This window comes from Achromobacter deleyi, assembly GCF_902859705.1.
Taxonomy (GTDB): domain Bacteria; phylum Pseudomonadota; class Gammaproteobacteria; order Burkholderiales; family Burkholderiaceae_B; genus Achromobacter; species Achromobacter deleyi.
In genome coordinates, this window is the sequence record NZ_CADIJO010000010.1 from 85,872 (window position 1) to 100,161 (window position 14,290).

General features: G+C 64.5%; 13 protein-coding genes. All 13 read right to left on the reverse strand.

Going from position 1 to position 14,290, the window contains the following annotated elements; all coding sequences use genetic code 11:
- Position 1 precedes the first annotated feature (1 nt).
- Complete coding sequence (locus HV798_RS15955; protein ID WP_175193643.1) at positions 2-2,107, reverse strand: primosomal protein N'; 2,106 nt, start codon at positions 2,105-2,107, stop codon at positions 2-4.
- A gap of 294 nt (positions 2,108-2,401) precedes the next feature.
- A complete protein-coding gene (hemE, locus tag HV798_RS15960) occupies positions 2,402-3,475 on the reverse strand; it encodes a uroporphyrinogen decarboxylase (RefSeq protein WP_175193644.1) in 1,074 nt (357 codons plus the stop codon).
- A gap of 120 nt (positions 3,476-3,595) precedes the next feature.
- Positions 3,596-4,387 (reverse strand): hypothetical protein, encoded by a 792-nt coding sequence (locus HV798_RS15965; RefSeq protein WP_246288850.1) that lies wholly within the window; start codon positions 4,385-4,387, stop codon positions 3,596-3,598.
- Between the two features lie 186 nt (positions 4,388-4,573).
- A complete protein-coding gene (locus HV798_RS15970; protein WP_006392535.1) occupies positions 4,574-4,999 on the reverse strand; it encodes a F0F1 ATP synthase subunit epsilon in 426 nt (141 codons plus the stop codon).
- A 9-nt stretch (positions 5,000-5,008) separates the two neighbouring features.
- On the reverse strand, positions 5,009-6,412 hold the full coding sequence (gene atpD / locus HV798_RS15975; protein ID WP_175193645.1) for a F0F1 ATP synthase subunit beta: 1,404 nt from the start codon (positions 6,410-6,412) through the stop codon (positions 5,009-5,011).
- 42 nt (positions 6,413-6,454) lie between these two features.
- Positions 6,455-7,360, reverse strand: coding sequence for a F0F1 ATP synthase subunit gamma (gene atpG, locus HV798_RS15980; protein ID WP_175193646.1), 906 nt, complete (start codon positions 7,358-7,360; stop codon positions 6,455-6,457).
- A gap of 98 nt (positions 7,361-7,458) precedes the next feature.
- A complete protein-coding gene (gene atpA / locus HV798_RS15985) occupies positions 7,459-9,000 on the reverse strand; it encodes a F0F1 ATP synthase subunit alpha (RefSeq protein ID WP_175193647.1) in 1,542 nt (513 codons plus the stop codon).
- A gap of 28 nt (positions 9,001-9,028) precedes the next feature.
- Positions 9,029-9,568: a F0F1 ATP synthase subunit delta gene (locus HV798_RS15990; RefSeq protein WP_025139745.1), complete on the reverse strand. Its 540-nt coding sequence runs from the start codon at positions 9,566-9,568 to the stop codon at positions 9,029-9,031.
- A gap of 12 nt (positions 9,569-9,580) precedes the next feature.
- Positions 9,581-10,051 (reverse strand): F0F1 ATP synthase subunit B, encoded by a 471-nt coding sequence (locus HV798_RS15995; RefSeq protein WP_006227275.1) that lies wholly within the window; start codon positions 10,049-10,051, stop codon positions 9,581-9,583.
- Between the two features lie 142 nt (positions 10,052-10,193).
- Entirely contained in the window at positions 10,194-10,436 is a 243-nt protein-coding gene (gene atpE / locus HV798_RS16000; protein ID WP_003815363.1) for a F0F1 ATP synthase subunit C, read from the reverse strand.
- A 117-nt stretch (positions 10,437-10,553) separates the two neighbouring features.
- Positions 10,554-11,435, reverse strand: a complete 882-nt coding sequence (atpB, locus tag HV798_RS16005; protein ID WP_025139746.1) for a F0F1 ATP synthase subunit A — start codon at positions 11,433-11,435, stop codon at positions 10,554-10,556.
- Between the two features lie 85 nt (positions 11,436-11,520).
- Positions 11,521-11,934 (reverse strand): ATP synthase subunit I, encoded by a 414-nt coding sequence (locus tag HV798_RS16010; protein ID WP_175193693.1) that lies wholly within the window; start codon positions 11,932-11,934, stop codon positions 11,521-11,523.
- A gap of 616 nt (positions 11,935-12,550) precedes the next feature.
- Positions 12,551-14,101 carry a DUF1254 domain-containing protein gene (locus HV798_RS16015; RefSeq protein WP_175193648.1) on the reverse strand — a complete coding sequence of 517 codons (1,551 nt, stop codon included), beginning with the start codon at positions 14,099-14,101 and terminating at the stop codon, positions 12,551-12,553.
- Positions 14,102-14,290 lie beyond the last annotated feature (189 nt).

Here is a 14,290-nt window from a genome sequence, read left to right on the forward strand (position 1 = left end):
GTCAGATTTCCAGCGGATCGACCTCCAGTTGCCAGCGCACGCGGGCCTCGTTGGCCAGATAGGGCAGATGGTGCGACCACGACGCCAGGAACGCCTGCAACGCCGGGCGGCTGGTGCTTTCGACCAGCAATTGCGCGCGCTCGACATTAGCCACCCGCACCACCCGCAGCGGCACCGGGTCGTACAGCATGATGGCGTCCAGCCCCGGGAAATCGGCCGCCCACTCGCCCTCGGGCAAGGCGCGCGCCTGTTGCAGGAAAGCCTGTGCCACCGCCAATTCACGCGCCTCGGCCGTCAGCAGCGCCTGGTAGGCGAATGGCGGCAGGCCGGTGCTCTCGCGCTCGTGCAGCGCATGGCGGGCAAAGCCCGCGTAGTCGTGGCGCAGCAGGGCCTGGTACACGGGCTGCTCGGGGTAGCCGGTCTGGATGATGACCTGGCCGTTGCCCTGGTGGCGTCCGGCCCGCCCGGCCACCTGCATCAACTGGGCGAACAGGCGTTCGGGCGCGCGGAAATCATGCGCGAACAGGGCCGAATCCGGATTCAACACCCCCACCAGCCCCAGCCGCGCGAAATCGTGGCCCTTGGCCACCATCTGGGTGCCCACCAGGATGTCGACCTCGCCCGCATGCACCGACGCGAACAGGGCCTCGGCACTGCCCTTCTTGCGCGTGCTGTCGGCATCGATGCGCAGGATGCGGGCTTCGGGAAACAGCTCGGCCAGGTGTTCTTCCACGCGCTGGGTGCCGCGCCCCATCGGCGCCAGGTCCTGGTCGCCGCATTCGGGGCAGGCATGCGGCACCGGCGCCTGGTAGCCGCAATGATGGCATTGCAGGCGGTGACCGCGGCCGGCGCGGTGCAGCACGGTAAAGGCGGTGCAGCGCGGGCAGTTGCTGACCCAGCCGCAAGACTGGCAATGCAGCACCGGGGCAAAGCCGCGCCGGTTCAGGAAGATCAGCGACTGCTCTTTGTTGGCCAGGCGTTCGCCGATGGCTTCGAGCAACTGCGGCGACATCCCATGCTTCATCTGCAAGCGGCGGGTGTCCACCAGCTTCATCGATGGCAAGGTGCTGGACCGCGCGCGGGCCGGCAAGGCCAGCCGCAGGTAGCGCCCGCGCTCGGCGTGCTGCCAGGTTTCCAGCGACGGCGTGGCCGACCCCAGCACCACCGGAATATCCAGGTCGTGCGCGCGCCACACCGCCAGGTCGCGTGCGGAATAGCGCAGGCCGTCCTGCTGCTTGTAGGACGCATCGTGCTCTTCGTCGACCACGATCAGGCCCAGCTCGCTCATGGGCGCGAAGATCGACATGCGCGTGCCCAGCAGCATCCGCGCCTGGCCGCGTTGCGCCCGCGACCACGCCTGCAGGCGTTCGCCGTCGGACAAGCCGCTATGCATCACCGCCAGGCCGTCCGGCCCCACCAGGCTTTCCAGCCGGGCCCGCAGCGCGCCTTCCAGCTGCGGCGTCAGGTTGATTTCCGGCACCATCAGCAGCACCTGGCGACCGGCCGCCAGCACCTTTTCGGCGGCACGCAGGTACACCTCGGTCTTGCCGCTGCCGGTCACGCCGTACAGCAGCACCGGCTTGAAACGCGTCAGCCCGGCAATGGTATCCACCGCGGTCTGCTGCGCGTCGTTCAAGTCGGGCGGCTGGTCGGCCGTGGCGGCGGCGCGCGCCGTCTTGCGCTTGCGCGCGTCCAAACGAGCCACCGGGCCGCCCGCCGACCGCTTGCCCTGGTACGCGGTGGGCTTGCGCAGCGGCGGCGGCAGCGTGGGCAGCATCACCTCGCCCAGGGGCCGTTGGTAGTATTCGGCGGCAAACCGGGCCAGGCGCAGCCAGCCGTCGTCAAACGGCGGCAGGTCATCCAGCACCTCTTCGATGGGCTTGATCTGCTTGGGTTCGAATGACGGCTCGGCCGGGTTGTCCACCACCACCCCGATCAGCTTGCGCCGGCCGAACGGCACGATCACCCGCAGGCCCGCCGTAATGGGGGCAGTGTGGCGATAGTCGAACGGGCCGGGCAGCGGCACGTCCAGCGCGACGCGCACCCAGCAGGTCGCCGCCGGCTCGGCGGCCGGCGTGGATTCGACCAGCGCGAAGACTTCAGACATGGGCTACGAAACGGAACATGGACTGGGCGGACCCGAAACGGCTCCGATCCCTACCTGTGGATAACTTTGGGGAAAAGGCTGGAGCAACGTTAGAAATTGGAATAAGGCAAGATTGCATCAAGTCTTGCAAATCTGTTGAAAACCTATTTTATTCCAACAAAAACAATAGCTTATGCAGACTTCCAAGATTGTAAACAAGCTTCTAGAGGGTTTTCCCCAGGCGTAATCTTGCTGTGCACAAGTATCCGCCGGGGGCCTCCAAGTTCGGCCCTGCGGGCCGAAGCGTTCACTCACTTACCCTCTGAGCGAACGGCTGTGTTGGTGGACTTCGTCGACCAATTCGGCTACCGCTTCAGGCGGGGTGAAGCGCGAAATACCATGGCCCAAGTTGAACACATGGCCGCCCTTGCCCACCGGCCCGAAGGCATCCAGCACCCGACGCGCCTCGGCGCGGATGGCGGGGCCGCCGCCAAACAGGGCCATGGGGTCCAGGTTGCCCTGGAAGGCGACCGAATCGCCGGTGCGGCGGCGCGCCGCAGCCAGATCCACCGTCCAGTCCAGGCCCACGGCATCGCAACCGCAAGCGGCGATGGATTCCAGCCACTGGCCCCCACCCTTGGTGAAGACGATGGCCGGCACGCGGCGCCCTTCGTGTTCGCGGGTCAGGCCGGCCACGACCTTGCGGGTATAGGCCAGCGAGAACTGCTGGAACAGGCCGTCGGCCAGCACACCGCCCCAGCTGTCGAACAGCATCACGGCCTGCGCGCCCGCCGCGATCTGCGCGTTCAGGTACTGCAGCGTGGCTTCGGCGTTGATTTCCAGGATGCGATGCAGCAGATCAGGACGCGAATACAGCATGGTCTTGATCAGGCGGTAGTCATCGCTGCCCTGCCCTTCGACCATGTAGCAGGCAATCGTCCACGGGCTGCCGGCAAAGCCGATCAGCGGCACCTTGCCGTCCAGGTCGCGGCGAATGGTGGACACCGCGTCGAACACGTAGCGCAGCTTGTCCATGTCGGGCACGGCCAGGCGTGCCACGTCGTCCTCGGAACGCACCGGACGAGCAAAGCGCGGGCCCTCGCCTTCGGCGAAGTCCAGGCCCAGGCCCATGGCGTGCGGCACGGTCAGGATGTCGGAAAACAGGATGGCCGCGTCCAGGTCGAAACGCTCGAGCGGCTGCAACGTGACTTCCGAGGCGTAGTCCGGGTTCTGAGCCAGGCCCATGAAGGAACCGGCCCGGGCCCGCGTCTGGCGGTATTCGGGCAGGTAGCGACCCGCCTGGCGCATGAGCCAGATGGGGGTGTAGGGCACGGGCTCGCGCAAGAGCGAGCGCAAGAACACATCGTTCTTCAAGACGGCAGTGGACACGACTATCCTCGATGATCGGAAGCCGTGATTTTACTGCCCCAAGCTGACAGGGCATGACCGCCGCCTGCCGCCGCCTTGCCGGCGCGCAAAGCCGGACGTTTTTCGCCGGGGCGATACCCGTCAGGCGTCGCCGCGCTCGGCCCGGCGGCGGTACGGCGCGGCATCGATGCCGTGCTTGCGCATCAGCGCCCAGAAAGCCCGCCGGTGCTTGCTCGATGCCCGGGCCGCCCGCGCCACATTGCCCTGGTGGCGCGACAACGCCAGGCGGATGTAATCGGATTCAAAGCCATCCACCACCCGCGCCTTGGCCTGGCGAAAGGGCTCGTGCGCGCCAGGGTTCGCCTGGTGATGCAGCCCCGCCAGGCCTTGCTGCAACACCTGCCTGGAGAGCGTTGGCCTGACGCTGACATCCGGCCGGGGAACCCCGCCCAGCCTTGACGCGGGGTAGACGAGCTCGACTTGCTCCAGCTGACTGGGCGGGATTCCCGCCGTCCGCCGCGCCAGCCTCCCCAGCCGCACCCGCAGGCTTTCCAGGCAGTACGGCGCGGTCATGAAATCGGCCGCCCCCAGCTGCAGCAGGTCTTCGATGGCCGGTGCGGTCATGTCGTGCACGAACAGCAGCACCGGCGTTACCATGGCGTCGCCCGCCTGCTGCAACGCCATGCGGGTCCAGGCCAGCGACGCGGGCGCGACGGGCAGGATGCAATGATCGTAGCGCCGCAGGCCTACCGCCAGCCGGGCCAGCGCATGAATGTCCGGCCCGTCATCACCGGCGGCCACCGCCGCGCTTCGCAGCGGCACCAGGTGCAGCCGCACCCGCGCCAGCCGGGCCTGGTCGCGCGCAACCCACGCGCGCATGGCGACTTCGTGGCCTGGGGTCAGCAATACCCCGCAATCCGTGGTGTCTCGCACGCTTTCTTCCTCAGGCAGCTTGCCTAAAGTTGAAGGCTACGGGTGGGCCATCCCGCTCGCCATTCGTAGCGAACGCAAAAAGCCGCCCGGCTTGCCGAGGCCGTGGCGCCCGCGACAGGCATGAAAAAAGCGGCCCGAGGGCCGCTTCTTTCGAGTCCGGGGCGAACCCCGGCGGACAGCTGTCGCTTAGTGCGAACGGCCGCCTTGGCGCAGCTTGCGCGCCGCGATGGCTTGCGCAGCCAGCATGGCGAGTTCAGCTTCGACAACCGCGATGTCGGCCTTGTCCTTGGCGTTGGCCAGGGCCTCTTCGGCGCGCTTGCGCGCTTCCAGGGCACGGGCTTCGTCCAGGTCCGCGGCACGGATGGCGGTGTCGGCCAGGACCGTCACGCTGCCCGGCTGCACTTCCAGAATGCCCCCGGCGACGAAGATGTTTTCCTCGCCTTGGTCGGCACGAACGATCTTGACCGTCCCGGGGCGTATGCGCGAAATCAGCGGGGTGTGACCGGGCAAGATGCCCAGCTCACCCGCCTCGCCAGGCAGCACCACGAACTTCGCCTCACCGGAGAAGATCGCTTCCTCTGCGCTGACGACATCCACATGCAGGGTAGCCATATCGGTTCCTTATTGCAGTTTCTTGGCCTTCTCGAAGGCCTCGTCGATCGAACCGACCATGTAGAAGGCCTGTTCCGGCAGGGTATCGCACTCGCCGTTCACGATCATCTTGAAACCACGGATGGTTTCAGCCAGCGGAACGTACTTGCCGGGCGAGCCGGTGAACACTTCAGCCACGTGGAACGGCTGCGACAGGAAGCGCTGGATCTTGCGCGCGCGGGCCACGGCCTGCTTGTCTTCCGGCGACAGTTCGTCCATGCCCAGAATCGCGATGATGTCGCGCAGTTCCTTGTAGCGCTGCAGCGTCTGCTGCACGCCACGGGCCACGGCGTAGTGCTCTTCGCCGACGACTTGCGGGTCGAGCTGGCGGCTGGACGAATCCAGCGGGTCCACGGCGGGGTAGATACCCAGCGAGGCGATGTCACGCGACAGCACCACGGTCGAGTCCAAATGCTGGAAGGTCGTGGCAGGCGACGGGTCGGTCAAGTCGTCCGCAGGGACGTACACGGCCTGGATCGAGGTGATCGAGCCGGTCTTGGTCGACGTGATGCGCTCTTGCAGCTTGCCCATTTCTTCGGCCAGCGTGGGCTGGTAGCCCACGGCCGACGGCATACGGCCCAGCAGTGCCGACACTTCGGTACCGGCCAGCGTGTAGCGGTAGATGTTGTCGACGAAGAACAGGATGTCGCGGCCTTCGTCGCGGAACTTCTCGGCCATCGTCAGGCCGGTCAGCGCCACGCGCAGACGGTTGCCCGGGGGTTCGTTCATCTGACCGAACACCATGGCGACCTTGTCCAGAACGTTCGACTCTTCCATTTCGTGGTAGAAGTCGTTGCCTTCGCGGGTACGCTCACCCACGCCGGCAAACACCGACAAACCGCTGTGCTGCTTGGCGATGTTGTTGATCAGTTCCATCATGTTGACGGTCTTGCCCACGCCGGCGCCGCCGAACAGGCCGACCTTGCCGCCCTTGGCGAACGGGCACACCAGGTCAATAACCTTGATGCCGGTTTCCAGCAGTTCCACCGACGGCGACAGTTCGTCGAAACGGGGAGCGGCCTGGTGGATGCCACGCTTTTCTTCGTGCTGGATCGGGCCGGCTTCGTCGATGGGACGACCCAGCACGTCCATGATGCGGCCCAGCGTACCGGTGCCGACCGGCACCGAGATCGGGGCGCCCGTGCCGTTGACCTTCATGCCGCGGCGCAGGCCGTCGCTGGAGCCCAGCGCAATGGTACGCACCACGCCGTCGCCCAGCTGTTGCTGCACTTCCAGCGTCAGGCCCTTTTCGGCGAACGAGGAGGACTCGTCGTCGGCCAGGGTAAGCGCTTCATAGATCTTGGGCATGTGATCGCGGGGGAACTGAATATCCACCACGGCGCCGATGCACTGAACGATGGTTCCGTTGCTCATGTCGATTCCTTGCTTGATAGCTTTAGATGGGAGCTGCCTGCCTTAAACGGCGGCAGCGCCCCCTACGATTTCCGAAATTTCTTTGGTGATCGCGGCCTGACGGGTCTTGTTGTAGACCAGTTGCAGCTCTCCGATGACCTTCTTGGCGTTGTCCGACGCCGCCTTCATGGCGACCATCCGGGCCGACTGCTCCGAAGCCATGTTCTCGGCCACGGCTTGGTACAGCAGGCCTTCAACGTAACGCTGCAGCAGGTCGTCGATCACGCTACGGGCGTCGGGTTCGTAGATGTAATCCCAGCTGTAGTCCGACTTCACTTCCGACGTCTTCGCCAGGCTTTCGGCACCCGTCTGGTACGGATCTTCCAAACCGCTGGCCAACGGCAGCAGGCGCAAGAACAGCGGCTCCTGCTTCATCGTGTTGACGAAGCGGGTCGAAGCCACGTACAGCGCGTCGATGCGACCTTCCAGGTAGGCGTCCAGCTGCACCTTGATCGCGCCCAGCAGGCGGTCCAGTTGCGGCTTGTCGCCCAGTTGCACTTCCTGGGACACCAGCTTGGCGCCGATACGGGTCAACACACCCACGCCCTTGTTGCCGAAAGCGGTCGCTTGCACGGCGATGCCGTTTTTCTCGAACTCTTTCAGCTTGCCCAACGTCACGCGAGTGATGTTGGTGTTCAAGCCGCCGCACAAACCCTTGTCGGTCGTCACCATGACCACGCCGACCGCCTTGATTTCGCGTTCGACCAGGTACGGGTGGCTGTACTCGGGGTTGGCCTGCATCAGGTGCGCAGCAATCTCGCGCACCTTGGTGGCGTACGGACGACCAGCACGCATCCGTTCCTGCGCCTTGCGCATCTTGGATGCGGCGACCATTTCCATCGCCTTGGTGATCTTGCGCGTGTTTTGCACGCTCTTGATCTTGGTTCGGATTTCCTTAATTCCGGGCATTGCGCTTTCCTGTGAAGACTGGCCGATGGGTTCCGCTCACGCCTCAACCATCCGGTAAGGATGGGTGAGGCGTTGCAGACGCCTAACCCATCACTTTCTTAAAAAGCACCGTGCTTCTTGAATTCCTGAACGGCGGTGGCCAGTTCGGCCTCGTCGTCCTTGGACAGTTCCTTGGTGTCTTCGATGCGCTGGATCAGGGCCGCATGCTTGGCCTTGAGTTGATCCTTCAGCGACTTCTCGAACGACAGCACTTGGGCCACGTCCACGTCATCCAGGTAGCCGTTGTTGACCGTGTACAGCGTGACGGCCAGTTCCCACACTTGCAGCGGCTGGTATTGCGGCTGCTTGAGCAGTTCGACCACGCGCTTGCCGCGTTCCAGCTGGCGACGGGTGGCGTCGTCCAGGTCGGAAGCGAACTGCGCGAAGGCGGCCAGTTCACGGTACTGCGCCAGGTCGGTACGGATACCGCCGGACAGCTTCTTGACGACCTTGGTCTGCGCAGCGCCACCCACACGCGACACCGAGATACCGGCGTTGATAGCGGGGCGGACACCGGCGTTGAACAGGTCGGTTTCCAGGAAGATCTGGCCGTCCGTGATCGAGATCACGTTGGTCGGAACGAAAGCGGACACGTCGCCAGCCTGGGTTTCGATGATCGGCAGTGCGGTCAGCGAGCCGGTCTTGCCCTTGACGGCGCCATCGGTGAACTTCTCGACGTAGTCTTCGTTCACGCGGGCAGCGCGTTCCAGCAGGCGCGAGTGCAGGTAGAACACGTCGCCCGGGTAGGCTTCGCGGCCCGGCGGACGGCGCAGGAGCAGCGACACCTGGCGGTAGGCCCAGGCTTGCTTGGTCAGGTCGTCATAGACGATCAGGGCGTCTTCGCCGCGATCGCGGAAGTATTCGCCCATCGTGCAGCCGGCGTAGGCAGCCAGGTACTGCATGGCGGCCGAGTCCGAAGCCGAAGCGGCCACGACGATGGTGTAGTCCATCGCGCCGTGCTCTTCCAGCTTGCGCACCACGTTGTTGATCGTGGAAGCCTTCTGGCCGATAGCGACGTACACGCAGGTGACGCCCTTGCCCTTCTGGCTGATGATGGTGTCGACGGCCACGGCGGTCTTGCCGGTCTGGCGGTCGCCAATGATCAGTTCGCGCTGGCCACGGCCGATGGGAACCATCGAGTCGATAGCCTTGACGCCGGTTTGCAGCGGCTGCGACACCGAGCGGCGGGCGATAACGCCAGGCGCCACTTTTTCGATGATGTCGGTGGCCTTGGCATTGACCGGGCCCTTGCCGTCGATCGGTTCGCCCAGCGTGTTGACCACGCGGCCTTTCAGTTCGGGACCAACCGGAACTTCCAGAATGCGGCCGGTCGTCTTGACCTGGTCGCCTTCGGAGATGCCGGTGTAGTCACCGAGAATAACGGCGCCGACGGAATCGCGCTCGAGGTTGAGCGCCAGACCGAAAACGTTGTTGGGGAATTCGAGCATTTCGCCCTGCATCACATCGGACAAGCCGTGGATGCGGGTAATACCGTCGGTCACGGACACGACGGTGCCCTGAGTACGGACATCAGCCGAAGCGCCCAGGCCCTCGATGCGGCTCTTGAGCAGTTCGCTGATCTCGGAGGGATTGAGTTGCATATTGACTCCTGGAATCCTGTTAGTTGCCTTAAGCGGCGAGCGTATCGCGCATGCGGGCCAATTGGGCTTGTACGGACGTATCGAGCACCTGGTCCCCGACGGCCACGCGCACGCCGCCAATCAACGACGGGTCGACGGTGACGCTGGGCTTGAGCTTGAGGCCGAATTTGTGTTCAAGGGCGGTGACCAGTTCTTTGACTTGGGCATCGCTCAGCTCGAACGCGCTGGTGATTTCCGCCTGCGCCGTGCCATCGTGACGATTCCGCAGCACCACGAATTGCGTGGCGATGTCGGGCAGCAGCAGCAGCCGGTCGTTTTCAACCAGCAGCTCGATGAAATTGCGGGCGGCTTGCGGCAAATCGGCCTTGATCAGGCCGGTAAACAGGTCGACGCGCTGCTTGTCACCCAGACGCGGGTCGGCCATGGCCTCGCGCACGTCGGGGTTGGATGCGACCTGGGCCAGCTCGCTGACCAGGTCGGCCCAGACCTGCAGACCGGCCTTGTCGTCGCGCGCGGCGGCGAACAAGGCTTCGGCGTAGGGCCTGGCAACAGTGGAAAGTTCAGCCATGACGGTCCCGGATTAAAGCTGCGCGCGAAGCTGGTTCAGCAGCTCGGCGTGCGCGCGGGCGTCAACCTCGCGCTTGAGGATCTGTTCAGCACCCTTGACAGCCAGCGCGGCAACGTCGTCGCGCAGCGAATCACGGGCGCGCTGGACTTCCTGCGCGGCATCCTGTGCAGCTTGCGCCACGATGCGGGCACGCTCGGCTTCCGCTTCACGGCGGGCCTGCTCGATCAGGGAGGCGGCTTGCTTCTCGGCCTCGATGATGCGGGCGTGGTTTTCGGACTTGGCAGAAGCCTCGATCAGACTGACGCGCGCCTGGGCCTGGGCCAGATCGGCCTTGCCCTTCTCGGCGGCGGCTAGGCCGTCGGCGATTTTTTGGCGGCGCTCGTCCATCGCCTTCGTCAGAGGAGGCCACACGAATTTCATCGTGAACCAGCCCAGAACGAAGAACACGAGCATCTGGAAAATGATCGTCGCGTTCAGATTCACGGTCGTTCCTTTAACACCTTGCGGCTCCGACGGCACCCGGGAGGGGCAACGCGGAGCACTCGATACTTTGCTGACCGGCGACGGGGCTTATGCCCACATCGCCGCCAGCGTCATGACCCGCCTTTTCGCCGGCGGGCGTGCCTTAGCCGACGAACGGGTTGGCGAAGGCGAACAGCATGGCGATACCCACGCCGATCAGGAATGCCGCGTCGATCAGGCCAGCCAGCAGGAACATCTTCGTTTGCAGAGCGTTCATCAGTTCAGGCTGACGAGCCGAGGCTTCCAGATATTTGCCGCCCATCAGTGCGATGCCGATGCAAGCGCCGATAGCGCCCAGACCGATGATAAGACCGCAAGCGAGAGCAACGAAAGCGACGTTGGTCATGACAACTCCTTGGTTAGAAATCTGAAGTCAAAAATAAAAAAATGAGGGTACTGCTCAATGCAAGAGGATCTTGCTATCCAGCGCCGGCCGGGTGGCCGACGCCGGAAATTCGGGGGATCAGTGGCCTTCGTGGGCCTGGCCGAGATACACCAGGGTCAGCATCATGAAGATGAAGGCCTGGAGCAGCACGATCAGGATGTGGAAGATTGCCCAGATCGAGCCGGCCAGCACGTGGCCGATTCCCAAGCCGATGCTCGAACCGTTGAAGCCGGTCCAGGCGCCGCCCAAGAGGGCGATCAGCATGAAAATCAGTTCGCCGGCGAACATGTTGCCGAACAACCGCATGCCCAGCGATACGGACTTGGCGGCGTATTCGATCAGGTTCAGCAGCAGGTTGAACGGTGCCAGCACGACGGCGCCGATGCCGTGCGCGTGGAACGGCGCGGTGAAGAGTTCTTTGATGAAGCCGCCCGGGTGCTTGATCTTGATGCCGTAATAGAACATCAGCAGCAGCACACCCAGCGACATGCCCATGGGCACGTTCAAGTCAGCGGTGGGCAGCACGCGGTGGTAGTAGAGGGGGTCGCCGTGGTGCGCGCCCAGGCCGGTCCAGCGCCAGATCGAGGGCAGCAGGTCGACGGGCAGCAAGTCCAGCGCGTTCATCAGGATGATCCAGAGGAACACGGTGAGCGCGAGCGGAGCGATGAAGAGACGGCTCTTGGCGTTGTGGACGATGCCCTTGGCCTGATCGTCGACCATGTCGACGATCATTTCCACGAAGGCCTGGAAGCGGCCCGGAACGCCGGCGGTCGCACGGCTGGCGGCGCGCCACAGGAAGAAGATGACGATCAGACCCGTCAGGCCGGACCAGAACAACGAGTCGTAATTGATGATGTCGAACTGAGCAATTGCGCTCTGTTTCTCGCCCGTATTGTTCAGATGCACCAGGTGATGCTGAATATACGCGGACTGAGGCGACACGTCGCTGGCAGCAGCCATTTGAATCCTACCCTATTTGCTGTATGCCCAGCCCTTGCGAGCTGGACGATTCCACGATTCGGTTTGCCGTAAATTTCCCGGCGCGCTATGACAACTTGCGGAACATCAAAAGCAGGAGATATCCCTTCAAGGTGAGAATCAGACCGAGCAGTGCGGCAGGCCAGACCAGCGTGTCCTGCGCCACATGCGAAAGCAGCCACAACAGCAATGCCGTTGCGAACAACTTGATCAACTCACCAGAGAGAAAGGTAAAGGGACTGGCTTTACCGGCCCGAACACTGACAGCCAGGCGCAATGCGAACAACGCATTGGGTATGAAATACGCTCCTGCCCCCGCCAGCGCCGACCAACCTGCCGCCGCCCCTCCTACAACCCCCGCTATTACTGCTGCTGCGAGCCCCATGGCGCCTTGCGCCACCAGCGCCAACAAGAGTCCGCGGCCCGCTTGAGCATTCAGCGCCGCGCGGTCCGCGTCGCTAAGCACCAGCACCCGGTCCACCGAGTCCTGATTCGCCAGAACCTGGCGCACTTCGCCCTGTTGCGACAGTTGCTGTGGTTGCATCTGCCGCGCAGGTTCGTGCCGCACTGTGTTCTGCTGCATCAAACTTCCCCGCGTAAATTCCGGCCTGGCTACCTGCTTGGCTGGAACCCCGAAAGCGCTCTTGAAATCTGCTCAAGTAGCCCCACGTAGTTCCTGACCTTGCTAAGCCAAGATTGCTTGGCTCAGCCTTCCGGCCCGGCTTTTCAGCCTGGCCGCATAGCCCTGCCCCTCGGTACTGCTCCCGGTACTACCCTATCCGGTACTGCTCTCTTGTTTCGCTACGAAGACCAGTGCTGTCGGCACCTTTGTCCTTATCCCGCAAGCGTCAAACCCGCAGAGTATAGCGTGATTCTTTTTACCCGAGCAAATGAACTTTCGGGGGTTTGTAAGGTGACAACAAGGGCCTGAAGCCCCGCGGCTTCCGAGAGAAATTGGGGACGCGAATGCCCCTCGCCGCCGGGCGGTATCCATCCGGTCGACACAACACGATTGCGCAAAAAGAAAGCGGCCCCACCGGGGCCGCTTTGTCGTTGGAGGACGCCGCCACCATGGCGGCGCCGCTTTCCGCGACAGGTCAGTCGCGCTTGACCGGCGGCGGCGCCCACAGGCCGTCCAGCGCCGTATCCTGCGGCCAGTACAGACGCATGCTCAGCAGGAACTGGCCTTCGTTGGCCGGCGTGGCCAGCCAGTTCGAGCGCTTGCGTTCGCCCGGGTCGCGGCGCTGGATGTAGATGTCCAGCGAACCGTCGGCGTTGTACTTCAGGCCGTCGGTACTGCGCAGGGCATAACGGTTGGCCGGGTTGTCGGCAAAGCCGTGCTTGTCGTTATAGACATGCAGCGACCAGAACGCGTTGGCCGGCGGCAACTGGCCCTTGTCGAAGTGCAGCACGTAGTCTTCGTTCGACGACAGCACGCGACCCTTGGAATCGGACACCGTGACCGGATACAGCACGTCTTCCGGCGTGGGCGCGCCCAGGCCCGCATAGGCAATGGCGGCGCGGCGCGTGTAGTCGGTGCCATACGTACCGATGCCGGTCAGCACGGTGTTCCAGCCGTTGATCGGCGTGGCCAGGCGCGAGACGCCATCCGCGATGCGGCGGCCGGCCAGCGGCTGCGCGTCAGCCAGGGCCTGTTGCACGGTGGGGCTCAAGCGGCCATACGAGAACGGCTGGCGGGCATCGAGCCCGATGCGGCGCATGCGGTCCAGGATGGGCGTGTCGTTAGCGTGCGGCGGGTTGTTGCGCAGCACGTCGAAGAACAGCGTGAAGAACGAGGCGGCGTCCATCGCGGCCGCCTGTTCGGCCGGCGTGCCTTCGACCACGGTGACGGGCATCGGCATGGGCACGTCGCTGCCGATCGGTGCGGTGCCGACGCCAGGACCGGTCTGCGGATACGGCGATGCCGCGCCGCGGGCACGGCCCGGTACCGGCACGGCCGGTGCAATCAACGGGCTGGCCGACATGTTGGCCTGGATCTGATTCACGTTGGCGTAGTCCTGCGGACCGCCGGTCTGGGTCCAGCCGATCAGCCAGCCGGTGGACGTGGGGCTGTGGATCACGTCCACGCCGGGCGGCAGCGTGCCTTGCCAATTGGGGCCGACGATGGCGAAGGACTGCGCGCCAGGACCGTTGGTGCGGGTGCCGCGCGAGGCGAACACGTCGCTCCACATGTCCAGCGCGGACAGCACGTTATAGCGGTTGCCGGTATCGGGCAGGCGCACGATCAAGGGCGCGCGCGACACGTCGAACCACAGGCTGGAATACAGCGCGTCGGCGCTGGGCCACGGCGTATCGGCCGCGCGCGGATCGGGGAACGCGGCCTTGTGGCCGAACTGGTTCACCGGCGCCTTGCCGTCCAGCGGCGACTGCACGGCGGTGGCCTTGCGGCGCGCCAATTCCATCAGCACCATCGGGTACGCGTAGACATAGGCGTCGATGGCCGTCTCGCGCAGTTCCTGCGCGCTCATCTGCGGCGCGGGCGCGGCGGCGGCGGGATACGGTGTCTCGGACACCAGCCGCATCGACGGCCGCGGCGATTGGGCTTGCGTAGCGGTCACGAAGCAGACGCCCAAGGCGCCCGCGAGCACGGCGGCGGACCACCGGCGATTAAAAGGGGAAGTACGCATGCAAGGCTCCTTGTTGCTATTGTTTGCAGGCGAGCCGCCGCGCGTGGGCTTACCAGTTCGGGCAAGCCTCTCTGGCGCGGCACCTCTTAGTGATGACGCCCATTCAGGATATGACCGATCACTGCAACAAGGTGCTGCCCAAAGGTTTCAAGGCGCAACGTTCCCGCGACGCCGACGCCGCACATGAAA

Excerpts from the sequence above, each read along its gene's own strand:
- HV798_RS15955 (WP_175193643.1), bottom strand. The coding sequence starts at position 2,107 with ATGTCTGAAGTCTTCGCGCTGGTCGAATCCACGCCGGCCGCCGAGCCG.
- HV798_RS15970 (WP_006392535.1), bottom strand. The coding sequence starts at position 4,999 with ATGGCTACCCTGCATGTGGATGTCGTCAGCGCAGAGGAAGCGATCTTC.
- atpD (WP_175193645.1), bottom strand. The coding sequence starts at position 6,412 with ATGAGCAACGGAACCATCGTTCAGTGCATCGGCGCCGTGGTGGATATT.
- atpG (WP_175193646.1), bottom strand. The coding sequence starts at position 7,360 with ATGCCCGGAATTAAGGAAATCCGAACCAAGATCAAGAGCGTGCAAAAC.
- atpA (WP_175193647.1), bottom strand. The coding sequence starts at position 9,000 with ATGCAACTCAATCCCTCCGAGATCAGCGAACTGCTCAAGAGCCGCATC.
- HV798_RS15990 (WP_025139745.1), bottom strand. The coding sequence starts at position 9,568 with ATGGCTGAACTTTCCACTGTTGCCAGGCCCTACGCCGAAGCCTTGTTC.
- atpE (WP_003815363.1), bottom strand. The coding sequence starts at position 10,436 with ATGACCAACGTCGCTTTCGTTGCTCTCGCTTGCGGTCTTATCATCGGT.
- atpB (WP_025139746.1), bottom strand. The coding sequence starts at position 11,435 with ATGGCTGCTGCCAGCGACGTGTCGCCTCAGTCCGCGTATATTCAGCAT.
- HV798_RS16015 (WP_175193648.1), bottom strand. The coding sequence starts at position 14,101 with ATGCGTACTTCCCCTTTTAATCGCCGGTGGTCCGCCGCCGTGCTCGCG.